The following is an 18,126-nucleotide window of genomic DNA, read 5'->3' on the forward strand; positions in this document are numbered from 1 at the left end:
GGCCGCCGCGATGGTGCGCCCGCTCGGAGCGAGGGCGGCGGTCCGGGGGCGGTTTCTCATTGATAAGTGGAACGTACGCCTAACAAACGCCAGGTCAAGAGCGGCGTATCGACCTCGCAACGATCGCCACCACACCGGCCAGTCCCAGGCCGCCGAACAGCAGCGAGAGCAGGAGCACGAAGTCCGTGATGACGCCGGTGACCAACAGGATGCCGATGACCAGGAACAGGATGCCGCTGAGCAGGGCCATCCAGTCGGTCCTGTGCAGAAGCCGCTGCCGCGGGGCCACGTCACGCTGCAACGCGCACCTCCATGTCGCCTACGCCGCCCTTGAGGTTCAGCACGATGGTCGGGGCATCGCCCTTCGGCGGCGTCTCAGGCTCCAGGACCTTGTCGACCTCCACGTCGGTGCCGCCCTCGAAGGACTGGCCGATCATGATGTCGCCCACCCTCGACTTGGCGTGGACCTCCACCCGGGCCGTCGGCGGCACGATCACGACGAGTTCGCCGACCGCCAGCTTGGCGTTGAACGTCACCTTGGCGCCGGGGGTGAGCTTCAGGTCCGACAGGTCCAGCGTGCCGTCGCCGATGCCCACGTCATAGGTACGGGCGGCCTCGGCCACGGTCGTCGGCGCCCAGTTGGCGGTGCCGATCTTCCTGGGGAGGTCGCCGAGCATCAGGCTCGCGCTGACGATGACGATCAGGACGGTCCCGAGAGCGACGAGCCCGGCGCCGCGGCCGAGCCAGGTGGCCACCAGCAGGCCTGCGCCGATGGTGATGAGCATGGCGCCGCCCACGGCGGTGAGGCTCGGGGCGGTGGATCCTGAGGTGGCTTGGGCCGCCACGACGATCCCTCCAACGATCAATGCCAGCAGGACGGTGATCACGCCGGTGAACGACCTGCGTCGTCTCGGGCGTGGGGTGGCGACCTGCTCGCCGTAACGGCTCAGGTCGTAGGGCGAGTGGCCGGCGCGCCTGCGGGGGTCCAGCGGCTGGAACGGGCCGCGCGGGGCGAACGGCTCGCCGTAGGAGTAGGCGGGCTGCCCGGGCGGCGGCGCGGGCCGGTGGTACGGCCGCTGGTACTGCGGCGGCTCGGGGACCTCGTTGACCCTCGTCGGCGCCACAGGCTCGCGGTGCTCCTCACCGGCCGGCGGCTCGCTCGCCGGAGCGGCGGGCTCGGGCGCCTGCCGCGCCTCCCCTGCCTCACCGAACCCCTGCGCCTCGGCGGCTCGCGGAGCCTCGGGTGCTTCAGGAGGGGTGACGGGGGCCTGCGCGCCGGTTCCGGGTGGCGTCCTGAAGGCCGCGGTCTCGAAGGCCACCGTCGCAGGGGGCTCGTGCCGTACGGGGGCGGGCTCCCTGCGGAAGGCGGTCGGCGGGGGCTCGTAGGCGATGTCCTCGGGCGCGATCGGCTCGGTCCTGCGGTTGAGCCGCTCGGGCAGCGACCGCGCGAGAGCCGGCAGATCGACCCCCCTGGCGTGCGCCGTCAGCAGCACGATCGCCATCAACGTGGCCACCACCAGCGTGCCGGTGCCGAGCCACACGGTCGCCACGTTGATGATGAGCCCGAACCCGGCGATGCCCGTCAGCAGCGCGAACACCGTCTCGGCGTCGAAGTCGCGCCGCGTCCACTGCTCGACGTAGCCGGGGCGGCCGTTCGACTCCTTCATCAGCAGGAAGGCCGCGATGTACAGGAACAGGCCGATGCCGGAACCCAGTACCAGCATGGCGAATCCGACGCGGAAGACCACCGGGTCGATCCGCGTGTGGCGGCCGAGCCCCGCGCACACACCGGTGAGCATCCTGCCCTCGCTGCTCCGCTTGAGCACGCGAGGTGGGGCTGCCTGGTCAGTGGGCGGTGCTTCGGTCATGACACCATCGTGGCGTGCGCGGCCTGGACCCGCATCCGGGACTCCCCTGAGGCGACCCCTAGAAGGCGAACCAGGGCTCTCCCCTGATGTCGGTCATGACCGCGACGTGTGACTATGGCGGTGTTATGGCTGACCAACAGACTCTGCGCGAGACGGACGACGCGCCCTTTCCTCGCCTGACCCGTCCGATGGAGGGCCGGCTGGTGGGCGGCGTCGCCCAGGGGCTCGCCGCCCAGCTCAAGCTGGACCCCATCGTGATCAGGCTGAGCTTCGTGCTGCTCAGCGTCGTGGACGGCGTAGGCCTTGCCGCCTACGCCGTCATGTGGATGATCACGCCGCGCAGGCAGGACGAGGGGCCGGTTCCCCCGCGCGACTGGAGCCAGCTCGCCGCCTTCACCGCGATCGGCGTGGCGCTGTTCGCGTTCGGGTGGTTGACCGGGGCGTCGAAGGGCGGAATCGGCATGCTGCCGTTCGCCGTCGGCGGCATCGGCACCCTCATCCTCTGGCAGCAGGCCGATCCCGAACGCAGGAAGAGCTGGGTCAGCGGCGCCACCAAGGGCATGCGGAAGAACCGCGTGCGCACGCTGCTCGGCGTGATCCTCGTGGTCGTCGGCGCGATCGGCTTCCTCGCCCTCCAAGGAGAGCTGAACGCCGCCAGGCCCGGGCTGCTCTACACGGCCGTCGTGGTCGGCGGTCTGGCGGTCATCGCCGCCCCCTGGCTGGCGGGCCTGTGGAAGGAGCTCCAGCTCGAGCGGCGCGAGCGCATCAGGCAGGAGGAGCGCGCCGAGGTCGCCGCGATGGTGCACGACTCGGTGCTGCACACCCTCACCCTGATCCAGCGCGTCGCGCACGACCCGCGAGAGGTCACCAGGCTGGCCCGGGCGCAGGAGCGCGACCTGCGCAACTGGCTGTACCAGCCGGCCCAGGACGCCGACGCCACGCTGGCCGCCGCCGTACGGCGGATCGCGGCGGAGGAGGAGGACTCGCACGGCGTGCCCATCGAGGTCGTCTGCGTGGGCGACGTCGAACTCGACTCGGCCGGTCGGCTCGCGGCGATGCTCAAGGCGTCACGGCAGGCGATGGTCAATGCGGCCAAATACTCTGAAAGCCCGGTCATCTCCGTCTATGCGGAGGTAGAGGGTGAAGAAGTCACCATTTTCGTGAAGGATCGGGGCAAGGGCTTCGATCTCGATGAGGTGCCTCTGGACCGCATGGGGATCAGGGAGTCCATCATCGGAAGGATGGAGCGCCACGGCGGCAGCGCCAGGGTGCGCACCGAGCCCGGCGAGGGCACGGAAGTGATGTTGACGATGAAGGTGGAGAAATGATTCGCGTGCTGATCGTCGATGACCATCGGCTGTTCCGCTCCGGCGTCCGCGCCGAGCTGGGCGACTCGATCCAGGTCGTGGGCGAGGCCGAGGACGTCGAGTCGGCGGTGAAGGCGATCGCCGCGCTCGAGCCCGACGTCGTGCTGCTCGACGTGCACATGCCGGGCGGCGGCGGCCAGGAGGTGCTGCGCAGGGTCCTCGGCGCAGGCTCGCAGGTGCGTTTCCTCGCCCTGTCGGTCTCCGACGCGGCCGAGGACGTGATCGGTGTGATCAGGGGAGGCGCGCGGGGCTACGTCACCAAGAACATCAGCGGCCGCGAGCTGACCGACGCCATCCGCCGCGTCGCGGACGGCGACGCGGTGTTCTCCCCACGTCTGGCGGGTTTTGTGCTCGACGCCTTCGCCTCCACGGAGGCGCCCTCGATCGATCCGGAGCTCGACTCGCTCACCCAGCGCGAGCGGGAGGTCCTCCGGCTGATCGCGCGTGGTTACGCCTACAAGGAGATCGCCAAGGAGCTGTTCATCTCCGTCAAGACCGTGGAGACCCACGTGTCGTCGGTGCTGCGCAAGCTCCAGCTGTCGAACCGGCACGAGCTGTCGCGCTGGGCCACCGCCAGACGCCTCGTGTGAGCCGCCGGTCAGCGTCCGGTGCGTGAGCGGTGCGCGGGGCGGGCCACCGTACCTCACATGAACATTCTGATCTCCGGTGCGAGCATCGGTGGCCCCGCCCTCGCCTTCTGGCTCAGGAAGTACGGCTTCGACGTCACGATCGTGGAACTGTCGCAGGGGCTCAGGCCCGGCGGGCAGGCGATCGACGTGCGCGGTCCCGCCCTCGACGTGGCCGAGCGGATGGGCCTGCTGGCCGACATCCGCACCGCCCGGGTGGACATGCGGGGCATGTCGATGGTCGACGCCGATGGCAACGAGATCTACCGCTCCGAGGAGCGCACGTTCACCGGCGGCGACCTGTCCAGCCCCGACATCGAGATCCTGCGCGACGACCTGAGCCAGATCATGGCGGCGGCGGCACAGGGGGTGGACTACCTCTTCGGCGACTCCATCAGGGAGATCGTCCAGGACGCCGAGGGCGCGCACGTCACCTTCGAGAGCGGGTTGCGCCGTACGTTCGACATCGTGGTGGGCGCCGACGGGCTCCACTCCAACACCCGCAGGCTGGTCTTCGGTCCCGAGTCGGACTTCAGCCGCCACCTCGGCACCTACCTCGCCGTGTGGACCGCGCCCAACACCCTGGGCCTCGACCGCTGGCAGGTCTTCCACCAGGTGCCCGGCGGCAACTGGGGCGGCGGCGTGATGAGCGTGCGCGGCAACAGCGAGGCGCGCGTCTACATGGGGTTCGAGTCGGAGCCGCTCGACTACGACTACCGCGACGTCGCCGCGCAGAAGCGCCTCCTGCGGGAGCGGCTGGGCGGCGCGGGCTGGGTGCTGCCCGAGCTGCTCGGGCACATGTGGGAGGCCGCGGACTTCCACCTCGACTCGATGTCCCAGATCCACATGGACAGCTGGTCGAGCGGCAGGGTCGTGCTGCTCGGCGACGCGGGCTACTGCGGCTCGCCGCTGTCGGGGCAGGGCACGAGCATGGCGATGGTGGGGGCCTACGTGCTGGCGGGGGAGCTGGCCGCGGCAGGGGGTGACCACGTGGCCGCGTTCGCGGCCTACGAGCGGGAGCTGCGCGAGTACGTCAGGCGCAACCAGCAGCTGGCCTACACCAACAAGGCGAGAGTGGAGGCCGAGCAGGCGGGAGTGGAGTTCGACGGGGAGGACTTCGCCGAGGTCGCGGGGGGCTTGACCTTGAAGGACTACTAGTCTCATGCGACATTTCGGTTATGGGCAGAGACGTGCCAGTCGTCGTGTTCAGTCGAGACGATCGACGGAATTACCGTGACAAAGTGCGGCGAAATCTGGACACCTTCGCCCAGATGTTGCGAGAGTCGCGCTTCGAGTTCGAGCAGCCCCAGGCGGGGCTCGAGATCGAGCTCAACCTGGTCGACGAGCGCGGCGAACCCGCCATGCGCAACGCGGAAGTCCTCGCCGCCATCGCCCAGCCCGACTGGGCGACCGAGCTCGGCCAGTTCAACATCGAGATCAACGTCGCCCCGCAGAGGCTGGACGGCGACGGCGCGCACCGTCTCGAGGAGACGGTGCGAGCCAGGCTCAACCACGCCGAGGAACGCGCCCGCTCGGAGGGTGGCCACCTGGTCCTGATCGGCATCCTGCCGACCCTCAGCCAGAAGGACACCCACGAGGGCACCCTCTCGGCCAACCCGCGCTACAAACTGCTCAACGAGCAGATCTTCGCCGCCAGGGGCGAGGACCTGCACCTGCTGATCGAGGGCGTCGAACGGCTCGACACCTACGCCGACAGCATCACCCCCGAAGCCGCCTGCACCAGCGTCCAGTTGCACCTGCAGGTCAGCCCGGAGGCCTTCGCCGCCCACTGGAACGCCGCCCAGGCCATCGCGGGCCCGCAGGTGGCCGTCGCCGCCAACTCGCCCTACCTGTTCGGCAAGGAGCTGCACAGGGAGACCAGGATCGCGCTGTTCGAGCAGGCCACCGACACCCGTCCCACCGAACTCAAGAGCCAGGGGGTACGCCCCCGGGTGTGGTTCGGCGAGAGGTGGATCACCAGCGTCTTCGACCTGTTCGAGGAGAACGTCCGCTACTTCCCCGCGCTGCTGCCGATCTGCTCGGACGAGGACCCGCGCGAGGAACTGCAGGCGGGGCGCATCCCCTCCCTCGACGAGCTGACCCTGCACAACGGCACCATCTACCGGTGGAACAGGCCGGTGTACGCGGTCGTCGAGGGCACCCCTCACCTGCGGGTGGAGAACCGCGTCCTGCCCGCGGGGCCCACCTGCCTGGACGTCATGGCCAACGCGGCCTTCTACTACGGGCTCATGCGGATGCTCCCCAACGCCGAGCGGCCCGTGTGGAGCCAGATGTCGTTCATCACGGCGGAGGAGAACCTGGCGAGCGCCGCCCGGCACGGGCTCGACGCACGGCTGTACTGGCCCGGGCTCGGCGACGTGCCCGCGGCCGAGCTGATCCTGCGCAGGCTGTTGCCGATGGCCGCCGAGGGGCTGGCGCAGTGGGGCGTCGACGCCACGGTCGCCGACCGGCTGCTCGGGGTGATCGAGGGACGCTGCCTGCTGGGGCGGACGGGGGCGACCTGGCAGGTGGAGGCGGTCGAGGCGTTCCGGGGCGAGCGGCGGGAGGCGCTGCGCAGGATGACGCTGGAGTACATCGAGCGCATGCACACCAACGAGCCCGCCCACACCTGGACCCTCTGACCCTTCGAAGGGTCTCGTCGCGGGCACGCCCCACACGGGACCGGTCAGCCGAGGCCGGCCTCGCGGGCCCGGAAACCTCCCGCTCCCTCTCGGTCAACTCGGGGAACGCCGTCCGGGCGGGCTCGGCCATCCCCCGTCCTTCGCCTCGCCTGCGACCTTCATGTCGAGCGCGGACAGCAGCCCGCGCAGCCCTGAGCGGAAGACGGGATGGTCGTCGACGATGAGAACGCGGATCATGCTTCTGATGCTCTCACCGCGCGGTGCTCGCCGTCCCCGTGGCGTACGTCTCCGACCTGCGGGGCAGGATGGGAACATGACCGCGCGCCCTCTGCTCGCAGCCCTCCTGATCCTCGTGCTGGCCGCATGCGGCGGTTCGGTCGGCCGGAGCGCCACCACCGAGGTCCAGGGCGACAGCTTCGAGGAGGACGTCAAGCTGGCCCAGGTCTACACCGAGCAGTTCTGGGCCGCGCAGTTCGAGAGGCTCGGCCGCACCTACAAGCCGGTGACCGAGTTCATCCCCTACCGCGGGGACAACGGGCCGGCGTGCGGCGGAGAGCCCGCCGCGCGGGACAACGCGTTCTACTGCCCCGCCGGCCACTTCATCGCCTATGACCAGGACTGGTTGGAGGGCCTCTGGAACAAGCTCGGCGACGGCTCCACCTACCTGATCATCCCGCACGAGATCGGGCATGCCGTACAGGCGCAGCTGGGAACGCAGTTCGAGCTCAACGTCCAGCGGGAGCTCCAGGCGGACTGCTACGCGGGCGGCGCGCTGGCCGGGATCGTGAAGGCGGGAGTCCTGCGCGCCGACCCTGGCGACGAGAGTGAGCTGATGCTCAACCTGGAGACGGCGGGCGACCCCACGGACGACTGGTTCAACCCCGACGCCCACGGGACCGCGCAGCAGCGCCAGCGGTCGTTCCTGACCGGCTACACCAACGGCGTGGGCGCCTGCTGAGGTAGGCGGAAGTACGCCTCAAGGGTGATGCGGTCACCGGCCCGGAGGTCTAGCTTGAACGCATGCCACTGGGGAACGTCAGGGAGATCAGCTGGTTGCGGCGGGGCGCCTGCAGGACCAGCGATCCCGATCTCTTCTTCCCTCCCGCGCCGTCACCGGCGCAGGAGGCGCGGGCCAAGGCGGTCTGCTCGGGTTGTCAGGTGCTCGCCGAGTGCAGGGCGTACGCGCTGCGGGCGGGGGAGTCCGAAGGCATCTGGGGCGGTCTCACCCCGGACGAACGCAGGCGGTTGCGCTTCCCCGTCGGCTGGCGGCAGCGGAGCGCATAGCCTGCAAGGGTGCTGCTTCGCTCCCTCGCCGTCCTCGTCGCGGCCAACGTCATGAACAACCGCGTCGCCCCCAGACTCGCCCCCCTCACCTCCGCGCTCGCCACCGGCGCACTGGTCGCCATGGCCAGGAGATCGGGCCTGTCGTGGGGCGAGATCGGCTTCACCCACGGGCTGCGGGGCGCCAAGACGGGCGGCGCGCTGGCCGCCACCGTCGCCGCCGGCTACACCGCGGGCATCGCCATCCCGCACACCCGCGCGCTGTTCCACGACGAGCGGGCGTTGTCGCTGTCGAAGGCGGAGGTGGTCGAGGCCGTGCTGCTGCAGGTGCCCGTCGGCACCGTCCTGCTGGAGGAGGTCGGCTTCAGAGGCGCCCTGTACGGCATGCTGCGCCGCGAGCACGGCACCGTCACCGCGACGGCGGTCTCGTCGGCGCTGTTCGGGCTGTGGCACATCCTGCCCGCGATGGAGATGGCGCGTGCCAACCCCGCGCTCGGCGAGCTGGCCTCGGGCAGCACCGACGTGACCAAGGTCGTCGTGGGCAGCGTGGTCTCCACGGCCGCGGCGGGCGTGCTGTTCTGCGAGCTGCGCCGCAGGGGAGGGCTGCTCGCTCCCTCGTTGCTGCATCTGGCCACTAACTCGCTGGGGTATCTGTTCGCCCGAATCGCCCCCGCGCCACCAGCTCGACCGTGACGAGCACGGCGATCGACTCGGCCGCGAGCAGCGAAACCAGCACGACGAGCTGAACCACGCCCGCCTCCAGCGGCTGCGCCCCGCCGAGCAGCATCCCCACGAACGCGCCAGGCAGTGTGACCAGGCCGACGGTCCTGGTCTGGTCGAGCGCGGGGATCAGCGCCTGAGCCGCCGCCGGGCGGCAGATCTCCAGGTTCGCGTCCCTGTCGAGGAAGCCGAGCGACAGCGCGGCCTCCACCTCGCCCCTGCGCTGGCGTAGCTCGTCGAGGGCGCGCCTGCCCGACAGCGCCGTCGCGGTGAGGCAGCCGCCGAGCAGGATCCCCGCGATCGGGATGACGGTGACGCCGCGCATGGGGGCCACGCCGGTGCCGAACAGCGCGGCCAGGACAGGGAAGGTGCCCGCCGCGACAGGGATGGCGGCGGGCCACGGGCGCTCCTTCGAGACGCGGCGGCCCGCGGTGACGGCGGCCACGCCGTACATGACCAGCAGGAAGGCGGCGATGGCGGGCGGTGTGCCGATCACCCAGGCGATCACCAGGGAGACGACGCCCAGCTGGACGGCGGCGCGCAGGCTCGCGGTGAGGACCGCGCGGGCGTGGCCGAGCCCGCCCAGCCGCGCCACGACGGCGCCGCCCACGGCGAGCAGGACGACGACCACGACGAGCGTGGGGGTGAGCGTGAGTCCCATGCCAAGGTTCTACCTGGGAGGCGCGCCACATTCGCGTGACGCCGCCCGGACGTCCTCCTCCGGCGAGACCTGTTCGCCCGCCTGCTCTTCCCCAGGTCTCGTCGGCAGCCTCCCCTCCGCTCTCCCGCCGCTGCCTCAGGTCTTCGCTGGGGTCGCCGGCCCGCGTCTTGCCCGGCGCTCCGCGCGGCGGCGGGTCAGGCGGTGAGGGCAGGTGGTGGGGTCAGGCGGTGGGGACCACCTGGAAGGCCTCGGCGTAGCGGCCCTCGCCCAGGCCGCCTCTCACCGCGATGCCCGCCCAGCGCTCGCGGACGAACTCCTCGAAGCCCTCGCGGTGCCCGACCTGGCTGGTGTGCGCGGACAGCGCGGTGATCTTCCGGTCCATGGTGTCGGTGATGTCCACGTAGTGGTTGGGGCTCATGCCGCCGATCAGCCACACCTCACTGACGGTCCACGCCTCGAGATCGGCCAGTTCGGGGTAGGCGTAGGGGTTGCGTGCGTCGGGGTAGACGGCGTCGAGCGTTGCGGCGCCCACAGCGCGGTGGTCGGGGTGGCTGGGGCCGATGAACTGGTAGTTGCGCTCGGGCGTGCTCGTGATCACCACATCGGGACGAACCTGGCGGATCACCCTGGCGATGTCGCGGCGCAACTCGATCGTGGGCTCCACCCTGCCGTCGTGATAGCCGGACAGGAAGCGCACGTCCGTGACGCCGACCGCCTTGGCCGCCGCGGACTGCTCGGCCCTGCGCAGGTCGGCCATGCCCTCGCCGTCGAGTTCGCGCTCGTGGCCGCCCGCGTCCCCCGACGTCACGAGCAGGTAGGTCACCTCGACGCCCCTGTCGACGAACTGGGCGATCGAGCCCGCCGCGCCGAAGTCGACGTCGTCCGGGTGCGCGGTCACCACGAGGACGCGGGTGATCTCCATGTTCTCTCCTTCGGAAGGGGGTCCAATCACGCAACCCTGGGGGACTGCGGCGCATTCCTGGCCGCGTTTGTCGGTGGCGCGCTTTACCCTAGGTCCGTGCCCACCCAAGTCTCTGTTGACCACCCCTTGCTCGACGGCCTCAACCCGCAGCAGCGCGAGGCCGTGATCCATCACGGCAGCCCCCTGCTCATCGTCGCGGGGGCGGGGTCAGGCAAGACTCGGGTGCTCACCCATCGCATCGCCTACCTGCTGGCCGAACGCCACGTCCACCCCGGCGAGATCCTGGCGATCACCTTCACCAACAAGGCCGCCAAGGAGATGAAGGAGCGCATCGACAAGCTGATCGGCCCGCGCTCCAAGGCCATGTGGGTGATGACCTTCCACAGCGCCTGCATGCGCATCCTGCGCAGGGAGGCCAAGCGGCTCGGCTACCCGTCCAGTTTCTCCATCTACGACCAGGCCGACTCCCAGCGGCTCATGGCGATGGTCTGCCGCGAGATGGACCTCGACCCCAAGCGATACCCGCCGCGTTCGTTCTCCGCGCAGGTCAGCAACTTCAAGAACGAGCTGATCGACTACGAGACCGCCATCGACAGGGCGGGCTCGCACCTGGAGAAGGTGCTGGCCGAGGCGTACAAGGCCTACCAGCTCAAGCTGACCGAGTCCGGCGCGATGGACTTCGACGACATCATCATGAACACCGTGGTGCTGTTCCAGCTCTTCCCGGAGGTGGCCGAGCACTACCGGATGCGCTTCAGACACGTGCTCGTCGACGAGTACCAGGACACCAACCACGCCCAGTACATCCTCATCAGGGAGCTGGTCGGACGGCCGCAGCTGACCACCGTCGACGGCGATCCCGTGCGGTCGGGGGCCGAGCAGTCCGAGCTGTGCGTCGTCGGCGACGCCGACCAGTCGATCTACGCCTTCCGCGGCGCGACCATCCGCAACATCCTGGAGTTCGAGCGCGACTATCCCGACGCGCGCACGATCCTGCTGGAGCAGAACTACCGCTCCACCCAGAACATCCTGGCCGCCGCCAACTCGGTCATCTCGCGCAACGAGTCGCGCAAGCCGAAGAACCTGTGGTCCGACCAGGGCGACGGCCCGAAGATCGTCGGCTACGTGGCCGACAACGAGCACGACGAGGCCATGTTCGTCGCCCAGGAGGTCGACAAGCTCACCGACGAGGAGGGCGTGCGGCCCGGCGACGTGGCGGTCTTCTACCGCACCAACGCGGCCTCACGCGTGTTCGAGGAGATCTTCATCCGCACCGGCCTGCCGTACAAGGTGGTCGGGGGTGTGCGCTTCTACGAGCGCAAGGAGGTCAAGGACCTGCTGGCCTACCTGCGGGTGCTGGCCAACCCCAACGACGTGGTCTCCCTGCGCCGCATACTCAACGTGCCCAAGCGCGGCATCGGCGACCGTGCGGAGGCGCTGGTCGAGGCGCTGTCCTCGCGCGAGCGCATCTCCTTCTGGGACGCGCTGCGCAGAGCCGACGAGGCGTACGGCATGGCGACCAGGTCGCTCAACGCCATCCGCGAGTTCGTCGCGCTCATCGAGGACCTCATCGGCAAGGGAGAGGGGATGCCGCCCTCCGCGCTGGCCGAGGAGATCCTGGTGGCGACCGGCTACCGCGCCGAGTTGGAGGCCTCCGAGGACCCGCAGGACGAATCCCGTCTGGAGAACCTCAACGAGCTGATCTCGGTCGCCTCCGAGTTCGAGGAGGCCAACCCCGAGGGCACGCTCGTGGAGTTCCTCGAGCAGGTCTCGCTGGTGGCCGACGCCGACCAGATCCCCGAGGGCGACGGCGGCCAGGGTGTGGTGACACTCATGACGCTCCACACCGCGAAGGGGCTGGAGTTCCCCGTCGTCTTCCTCACCGCGATGGAGGACGGCGTCTTCCCCCACATCCGCTCGCTCGGCGAGCCGAAGGAGTTGGAGGAGGAGCGGCGCCTGGCCTACGTGGGCATCACGCGTGCCGAGCAGCGCCTGTACATCACGCGGGCCGCGGTGCGCAGCTCGTGGGGCTCGCCGTCGTTCAACCCCGCCTCGCGCTTCGTCAACGAGGTGCCCGCCAAGCTCATCGAGTGGCGTACCGACCCGGAGAAGTCGGCGTGGAGCGCGGCCACGGCCCGCAAGGAGACGCCCGCGCCGGCAAGGAAGTCCGCAGGCAAGCCGATGCCGTCACTGGCCCCCGGCGACCGCGTCACGCACGACGCCTTCGGCCTGGGCACGGTGGTGTCCGTCGACGGGGTGGCCGAGAAGACCAAGGTGAAGATCGACTTCGGCAGCGGCGGGGAGAAGACCCTGCTGCTCGCCTACGCCCCACTGGAGAAGCTGTAACCGGGTCTGGCTGACGGGCGGCACAAGCCTTCACGCGGGGGAGCACGACCCGCGTGAAGGCCCCCGGCTGATCGTCCAGTCTGGTCGCCCCGATGTCGGACGCCCGCGTCTGTACTCAGGAGCCCCACGCCCCCAAGTCGTGAACTGGCCCGACGCTGGTCTTCCTCCGGGCCTCCTTTGCGCGCCTCCCGCCGTCCGCCGCCCTGTGAGAACCTCGTGCGCCCTCACCTGTCGGCACTCGAGCGCCCCACAACCCCGGCCGGGCGGCCTGTCCGCCTCCCGCCGGGACCACGAGGGTCTTGTGCGACCCTCCCACCCCCTAGTGGCCCATGAGGCTGCGCTCATGAGGTTCGGCCTGTGAGGTTCGGCCCGTGAGGCTGGGCACGACCTGCCTTTCGGTCTCCCATCAACCTTTGCGCACCACGTCGACCCGCGAGAGGCCCGGACGACCTGTCTCCCGGTCTTCCTGGTGGTCTCTCGGTCTTTCGGGCCGACTCCCGGTCTTCCCAACGGTCTCCCGGTCTTCCCAACGGTCTCCCCGTCTTCCCGACGGTCTCTCGGTCTTCCCGACGGTCTCTCGGTCTTCTCGATGGCCCGCCGAAATCCCATGCCGCACCAAAGATTCCCGAGGGCAGCGGCCCCCTCATCCGCAGCGTCCCGGCACCCCCGGCTCCAGTCCCTGGCGTCCGCGGTACCCGTCCACAGCGTCCCCGCCGCAGACCCGTAACCGCCGGAGACCCCGAACCCCGCCCGAGGCTCCGTGTCCCGCCCGAGGCTCCGTCACCCGCCCAAGGTGCCGGACGCCGCCCGTGGCTTCGGATCCCGCCCAAGGTGCCGGACCTCGACCCGCCTCTCGGTGTCAGCCCTGCCCCTCGGCGTCGGCCCCGGCTCCCGACCTCGCCCTCGGCCCCTTTCCTCGGCCCGCCCTCACCCTCACCCTCAGCCCTCACCCCTCACCCTCACCCTCAGCCCTCGCCCTCACCCTCAGCCCTCGCCCTCACCCTCAGCCCTTGCCCTCGGCCCACCCCGGCCCTCGGCCCCGGCCCCGGCCCTCGGCCCCGGCCGCCTTCAGCTTTGGCTCCAGATCGGGCTGCACGGGCTTCTGGGCTGGTGTCTTCCGTCCTCGCGGCGGCCTGTCGGGCTGTGCGCTCACCGGCCGGATGGGACATGACGCCACGCAACAGGACAAGACTTTTCCTGACCCAGTACTAGACTTGGATCATTCACTATCTTGTATCGTTCATGTTTGTGACGGTAGGTTGACGTCATGACCGCATCCAGGACCCCGACCCCCGCCGAGGAGCTGCGTGGTGCCGGCCTGCGCGTGACGGCCGCTCGTGTCGCGCTGCTCGAGACCGTCAGGGACGGTGCTCACCTGGGCGTCGAGGCGATCGCTTCCGGGGTGCGTGATCGTGTGGGCCACATCTCCCTTCAAGCCGTGTACGAGGCCCTCCACGCGCTCACCGCGGCCGGACTCGTACGTCGCATCGAACCGGCCGGCAGTCCGGCTCTGTTCGAGGGACGTGTCGGGGACAACCACCACCACGTCGTATGCCGGTCGTGCGGTGCCGTCGCTGACGTCGACTGTGCGGTCGGTCATGCGCCCTGCCTGGCCGCGTCCGACGACCACGGCTTCACGATCGACGAGGCCGAGGTCGTCTACTGGGGCCTGTGCCCCGACTGTTCCACCACTCGCAGTTCCTGAGCATCGAGATCCGAATAGTCCGGAAGGATTCCCATGTCTGAGAACCACGACGCAATCGTCACAGACGCGAAGGCGGAGGGCGGAGGTGGCTGCCCGGTCGCGCATGAGCGCGCTTCGCACCCGACTCAGGGAGGCGGCAACCGTCAGTGGTGGCCGGAGCGGCTCAACCTGAAGATCCTCGCCAAGAACCCCGCCGTGGCCAACCCCCTCGGTGGGGAGTTCGACTACGCCGAGGCGTTCAAGTCCCTCGACCTGGCGGCCGTGAAGAAGGACATCGCCGAGGTGCTGACGACCTCGCAGGACTGGTGGCCGGCCGACTTCGGCCACTACGGCCCGTTCATGGTCCGTATGGCGTGGCACAGCGCGGGCACGTACCGGATCAGTGACGGCCGCGGCGGTGCCGGGGCGGGCCAGCAGCGCTTCGCCCCCCTCAACAGCTGGCCGGACAACGGGAACCTCGACAAGGCTCGCCGCCTGCTGTGGCCGGTCAAGAAGAAGTACGGCAAGAAGCTCTCGTGGGCCGACCTCATGATCCTCACCGGCAACGTCGCCCTTGAGTCGATGGGCTTCAAGACCTTCGGCTTCGCCGGCGGCCGCGCGGACGTCTGGGAGCCCGACGAGGACGTCTACTGGGGTCCCGAGACCACCTGGCTCGGCGACGAGCGCTACACCGGCGACCGGGAGCTGGAGAACCCTCTCGGCGCGGTCCAGATGGGTCTGATCTACGTCAACCCGGAGGGCCCGAACGGCAACCCGGACCCGCTCGCAGCGGCCCGCGACATCCGTGAGACCTTCCGCCGGATGGCGATGAACGACGAGGAGACGGTCGCCCTGATCGCGGGCGGTCACACCTTCGGCAAGACCCATGGCGCGGGCCCGGCCGACCACGTGGGCGCGGACCCCGAGGCCGCCTCGATCGAGCAGCAGGGCCTGGGCTGGAAGAACTCCTTCGGCACCGGCAAGGGTGCCGACACGATCACCAGCGGTCTCGAGGGTATCTGGACCGACACCCCGGTGACGTGGGACAACAGCTTCTTCGCCATCCTCTTCGGCTACGAGTGGGAGCAGTTCAAGAGCCCCGCGGGCGCGCACCAGTGGCGGCCGAAGGGCGGCGCGGGGGCGGGGACCGTCCCCGACGCCCACGACCCGTCGAAGAGCCACGCCCCGACGATGCTGACGACCGACCTCTCGCTGCGCGTCGACCCGATCTACGAGCAGATCTCGCGGCGCTTCTACGAGAACCCCGACGAGTTCGCCGACGCCTTCGCCCGGGCGTGGTTCAAGCTGACCCACCGCGACATGGGCCCGATCGCGCGCTACCTCGGCCCGGAGGTCCCGGCCGAGACGCTCCTGTGGCAGGACCCCATCCCCGCGGTGACGCACGAGCTCGTCGACGCTGCTGATGTCGCCGCCCTCAAGGGCCAGGTCCTCGCCTCGGGCCTGTCGGTGTCCCAGCTCGTGTCCACCGCGTGGGCGTCGGCCGCGTCCTTCCGCGGCAGCGACAAGCGCGGCGGCGCCAACGGTGCGCGCGTCCGCCTCCAGCCGCAGAGCGGGTGGGAGGTCAACGAGCCCGACCAGCTGGCGACGGTGCTGGGCACCCTTGAGGGGATCCAGCAGACCTTCAACGCCGCCCAGACCGGGGGCAAGCAGATCTCGCTCGCGGACCTGATCGTGCTCGCGGGTGCCGCGGGCGTCGAGAAGGCCGCCAAGGACGCCGGTTTCGACGTCCAGGTCCCCTTCACGCCGGGCCGTGCGGACGCCGCGCAGGAGCAGACCGACGTGGAGTCGTTCGCCGCGCTCGAGCCGACCGCCGACGGGTTCCGCAACTACCTCGGGAAGGGCAACCGGCTGCCGGCCGAGTTCCTGCTGCTCGACCGGGCGAACCTGCTGACCCTGAGCGCTCCGGAGCTGACGGTCCTCGTCGGTGGCCTCCGCGTCCTGGGCGCGAACTACCAGCAGTCGCCGCTCGGTGTCTTCACCGCGACTCCCGGGTCGCTGACCAACGACTTCTTCGTCAACCTGCTCGACCTGGGCACGACGTGGAAGGCGACGTCCGAGGACGCGAACACCTTCGAGGGCAGCGACGCGTCGGGCGAGGTCAAGTGGACCGGCAGCCGAGTCGACCTCGTCTTCGGGTCGAACTCCGAGCTGCGCGCGCTCGCGGAGGTCTACGCGAGCGACGACGCGAAGGAGAAGTTCGTGAACGACTTCGTCGCGGCGTGGGACAAGGTCATGAACCTCGACCGGTTCGACCTCGTCTGATCATGACGTCCAGGCCGGCCCGAGCCGGCCGGCCTGGACGTCATCAGCCCGAAGGATCCGGACATCGCCCGGCTCGACCGCGACGCCGAGAGGCTCGCGGTCGCGCGGATGCCGGGCCCGTGCGCGTGCCGCAGCCGGCAGAATCCATCGAGCCGATCGACTGGTGGGCCACCCTCGACGCGGAGTGCATGGCGGCCGGGCGATGACCAGCCGCCGCGGACGATGGATGCCACGGGACACAGCTTTGTCTGGCAACGCTCTGCTAGGGCCGGCGGCCGGTCGACACGGCGATCGCCGCGGCAGGGCACAGGTCGACGGCCTCGCGCACCGCGTCCCACGTTTCGGCGGGCGGCTCGGGGCGCACGACGATCACCTTGCCGTCGTCCTGACGCTGGTCGAACACCTCGCCGGCGGTCAACACACACATTCCGGACCCGATGCAGCGCTCGGTGTCCACGGTGATCCTCATGGATCACGCATCCCAGGTGACGGGCAGGCTCTTCACCCCGTAGACGTCGGCGGCCTCCGGGCGCAGGGAGACCTCCTCGGCCGGTACGGCCAGGCGCAGCGTGGGGAAGCGGTTGACCAGCGCGGGGAAGGCGACCCGCATCTCGACGCGGGCCAGTTGCTGGCCCAGGCACTGGTGGATGCCGTGGCCGAAGGCCAGGTGCCCGCCGTCCTGCCTGCGGAGGTCGAGGACGTGGGGATCGGTGAAGCGCTCGGGGTCGCGGTTGGCGGTGTTGTAGGACAGGATGACCGTGGTGCCGGCCTTGATGGTCTGGCCGCCCACCTCGACGTCCTCCAGCGCCGTTCTCATGAAGGTCTTGGCGACGCTCAGATAGCGCGTCAGCTCCTCGACGGCCTTGTCGGCGAGCGTGGGGTCGGCACGTAGCGCGGCCAGCTGGGCCGGGTTCCGCAGCAGGGCGAAGGTGCCCAGCGCCAGCATGTTCGCGGTGGTGTCGAACCCGGCCGCCAGCAGGATCAGGGCCATGCCCTTCAGTTCCTCGTCGGTCAGGTCGCTGTCGGTGAGTTCGCTGAGTATGTCGTCGGTGGGGTTGGCGCGCTTGGCGGCCACCAGTTCGGCGAGGTACTGCTGCACCGAGGTGTAGGCCGCGATCAGGTCCTCGTCGCCGGCCTCCCCGCTCATGAACGTGTCGATGTTCTCCTGGAAGGAGCCCCGGTCCTCGTACGGCACGCCCAGCAGCTCGCAGATCATGATGGCGGGGACGGGCTTGGCGAACGCGGTCACCAGGTCCGTCGGCGGTCCAGCCTTCTCCATGGCGTCCAGGTGGTCGGCGGTGATCTGCTCGACCCGTTCGGTGAGCTGCCGCATCCGCCGTACGGTGAACTTGCCCACCAGCGGCTTGCGGTAGCGGCTGTGCTGCGGCTCGTCCATGAGGAGGAACTCCCCGGGCGGCGCCGGAGGGACCTCGATGCCGGTCATGTCGATGGTCGGGTGGTGGAGCATGAGCTCCTTGCGCGAGCTGAACCGGGCGTCGGCCAGGATCGATCGGACCAGGTCGTATCCGGTGACCAGCCAGCCCTGGTGCCCGTCAGGGAAGGGGAAGCGGCTGATGGGGCCGTGCCGGCGGGCGTCGATCAGCTCTGCCGGCGGGTCGAAGGGGCAGCCGGGCTGACGCGCCGTCGGCAGCGTCGTGACGGTGTGGAGGGATTCACCCATGACCATTCCTCGCCTCGCGATAGTACGTGTTTTGTACCGCTCGAA

The 18,126-nt window shown here is 69.9% G+C and carries 16 protein-coding genes and 1 pseudogene; 10 read left to right on the forward strand and 7 right to left on the reverse strand.

Annotated elements, in window-relative coordinates; translation table 11 throughout:
- Positions 1 to 94 precede the first annotated feature (94 nt).
- Positions 95 to 301 carry a hypothetical protein gene (locus tag ACFSKW_RS08170; RefSeq protein ID WP_379570787.1) on the reverse strand — a complete coding sequence of 69 codons (207 nt, stop codon included), beginning with the start codon at positions 299 to 301 and terminating at the stop codon, positions 95 to 97.
- The gene (locus ACFSKW_RS08175) at positions 291 to 1,868 is read right to left on the reverse strand and encodes a PspC domain-containing protein (protein ID WP_379570789.1); all 1,578 of its coding nucleotides are present in this window, start codon (positions 1,866 to 1,868) and stop codon (positions 291 to 293) included. The genes ACFSKW_RS08170 and ACFSKW_RS08175 overlap by 11 nt, the downstream gene beginning before the upstream one ends.
- A 125-nt stretch (positions 1,869 to 1,993) precedes the next feature.
- Here ACFSKW_RS08175 and ACFSKW_RS08180 point away from each other — a divergent pair, with 125 nt between their 5' ends.
- From ACFSKW_RS08180 to ACFSKW_RS08195, 4 genes are all read left to right on the forward strand, one after another.
- Positions 1,994 to 3,196, forward strand: a complete 1,203-nt coding sequence (locus tag ACFSKW_RS08180) for an ATP-binding protein (protein WP_379570791.1) — start codon at positions 1,994 to 1,996, stop codon at positions 3,194 to 3,196.
- Complete coding sequence (locus ACFSKW_RS08185) at positions 3,193 to 3,825, forward strand: response regulator (protein WP_379570793.1); 633 nt, start codon at positions 3,193 to 3,195, stop codon at positions 3,823 to 3,825. The genes ACFSKW_RS08180 and ACFSKW_RS08185 overlap by 4 nt, the downstream gene beginning before the upstream one ends.
- Before the next feature lie 57 nt (positions 3,826 to 3,882).
- Positions 3,883 to 5,019 (forward strand): FAD-dependent monooxygenase, encoded by a 1,137-nt coding sequence (locus ACFSKW_RS08190; RefSeq protein ID WP_379570795.1) that lies wholly within the window; start codon positions 3,883 to 3,885, stop codon positions 5,017 to 5,019.
- Between the two features lie 83 nt (positions 5,020 to 5,102).
- A complete protein-coding gene (locus ACFSKW_RS08195) occupies positions 5,103 to 6,503 on the forward strand; it encodes a glutamate-cysteine ligase family protein (protein ID WP_379570797.1) in 1,401 nt (466 codons plus the stop codon).
- Between the two features lie 132 nt (positions 6,504 to 6,635).
- Here ACFSKW_RS08195 and ACFSKW_RS08200 read toward each other — a convergent pair.
- Positions 6,636 to 6,740: pseudogene (locus ACFSKW_RS08200) on the reverse strand (DNA-binding response regulator); the annotation flags it as partial.
- A gap of 76 nt (positions 6,741 to 6,816) precedes the next feature.
- Between ACFSKW_RS08200 and ACFSKW_RS08205 the strand changes: the two are divergent.
- From ACFSKW_RS08205 to ACFSKW_RS08215, 3 genes are all read left to right on the forward strand, one after another.
- Complete coding sequence (locus ACFSKW_RS08205) at positions 6,817 to 7,461, forward strand: neutral zinc metallopeptidase (RefSeq protein WP_379570799.1); 645 nt, start codon at positions 6,817 to 6,819, stop codon at positions 7,459 to 7,461.
- Between the two features lie 62 nt (positions 7,462 to 7,523).
- Entirely contained in the window at positions 7,524 to 7,787 is a 264-nt protein-coding gene (locus ACFSKW_RS08210; RefSeq protein ID WP_379570801.1) for a WhiB family transcriptional regulator, read from the forward strand.
- Between the two features lie 9 nt (positions 7,788 to 7,796).
- A complete protein-coding gene (locus tag ACFSKW_RS08215) occupies positions 7,797 to 8,477 on the forward strand; it encodes a CPBP family intramembrane glutamic endopeptidase (protein WP_379570803.1) in 681 nt (226 codons plus the stop codon).
- Here the strand turns inward: ACFSKW_RS08215 and ACFSKW_RS08220 are convergent.
- Positions 8,419 to 9,165, reverse strand: coding sequence for an ABC transporter permease (locus ACFSKW_RS08220; RefSeq protein ID WP_379570805.1), 747 nt, complete (start codon positions 9,163 to 9,165; stop codon positions 8,419 to 8,421). The two genes, ACFSKW_RS08215 and ACFSKW_RS08220, sit on opposite strands and share 59 nt — an antisense overlap.
- A 220-nt stretch (positions 9,166 to 9,385) precedes the next feature.
- Positions 9,386 to 10,087 (reverse strand): PIG-L deacetylase family protein, encoded by a 702-nt coding sequence (locus ACFSKW_RS08225; protein ID WP_379570807.1) that lies wholly within the window; start codon positions 10,085 to 10,087, stop codon positions 9,386 to 9,388.
- Positions 10,088 to 10,183: 96 nt separating this feature from the next.
- Between ACFSKW_RS08225 and pcrA the strand changes: the two genes are divergently transcribed.
- From pcrA to katG, 3 genes are all read left to right on the forward strand, one after another.
- On the forward strand, positions 10,184 to 12,433 hold the full coding sequence (gene pcrA / locus ACFSKW_RS08230; RefSeq protein WP_379570809.1) for a DNA helicase PcrA: 2,250 nt from the start codon (positions 10,184 to 10,186) through the stop codon (positions 12,431 to 12,433).
- A 1,267-nt stretch (positions 12,434 to 13,700) separates the two neighbouring features.
- Positions 13,701 to 14,138 carry a Fur family transcriptional regulator gene (locus tag ACFSKW_RS08235; RefSeq protein ID WP_379570811.1) on the forward strand — a complete coding sequence of 146 codons (438 nt, stop codon included), beginning with the start codon at positions 13,701 to 13,703 and terminating at the stop codon, positions 14,136 to 14,138.
- A gap of 33 nt (positions 14,139 to 14,171) precedes the next feature.
- On the forward strand, positions 14,172 to 16,400 hold the full coding sequence (katG, locus tag ACFSKW_RS08240) for a catalase/peroxidase HPI (protein WP_379570813.1): 2,229 nt from the start codon (positions 14,172 to 14,174) through the stop codon (positions 16,398 to 16,400).
- A gap of 262 nt (positions 16,401 to 16,662) precedes the next feature.
- On the opposite strand, the gene ACFSKW_RS08245 is transcribed toward katG, so the two are convergent.
- A complete protein-coding gene (locus tag ACFSKW_RS08245; RefSeq protein ID WP_379570815.1) occupies positions 16,663 to 16,869 on the reverse strand; it encodes a ferredoxin in 207 nt (68 codons plus the stop codon).
- A gap of 3 nt (positions 16,870 to 16,872) precedes the next feature.
- Complete coding sequence (locus ACFSKW_RS08250) at positions 16,873 to 18,081, reverse strand: cytochrome P450 (protein ID WP_379570817.1); 1,209 nt, start codon at positions 18,079 to 18,081, stop codon at positions 16,873 to 16,875.
- Between the last annotated feature and the right edge of the window lie 45 nt (positions 18,082 to 18,126).

The sequence above is a fragment of the Nonomuraea mangrovi genome, assembly GCF_042681425.1.
In the GTDB taxonomy this organism is placed as follows: Bacteria; Actinomycetota; Actinomycetes; order Streptosporangiales; family Streptosporangiaceae; genus Nonomuraea; species Nonomuraea mangrovi.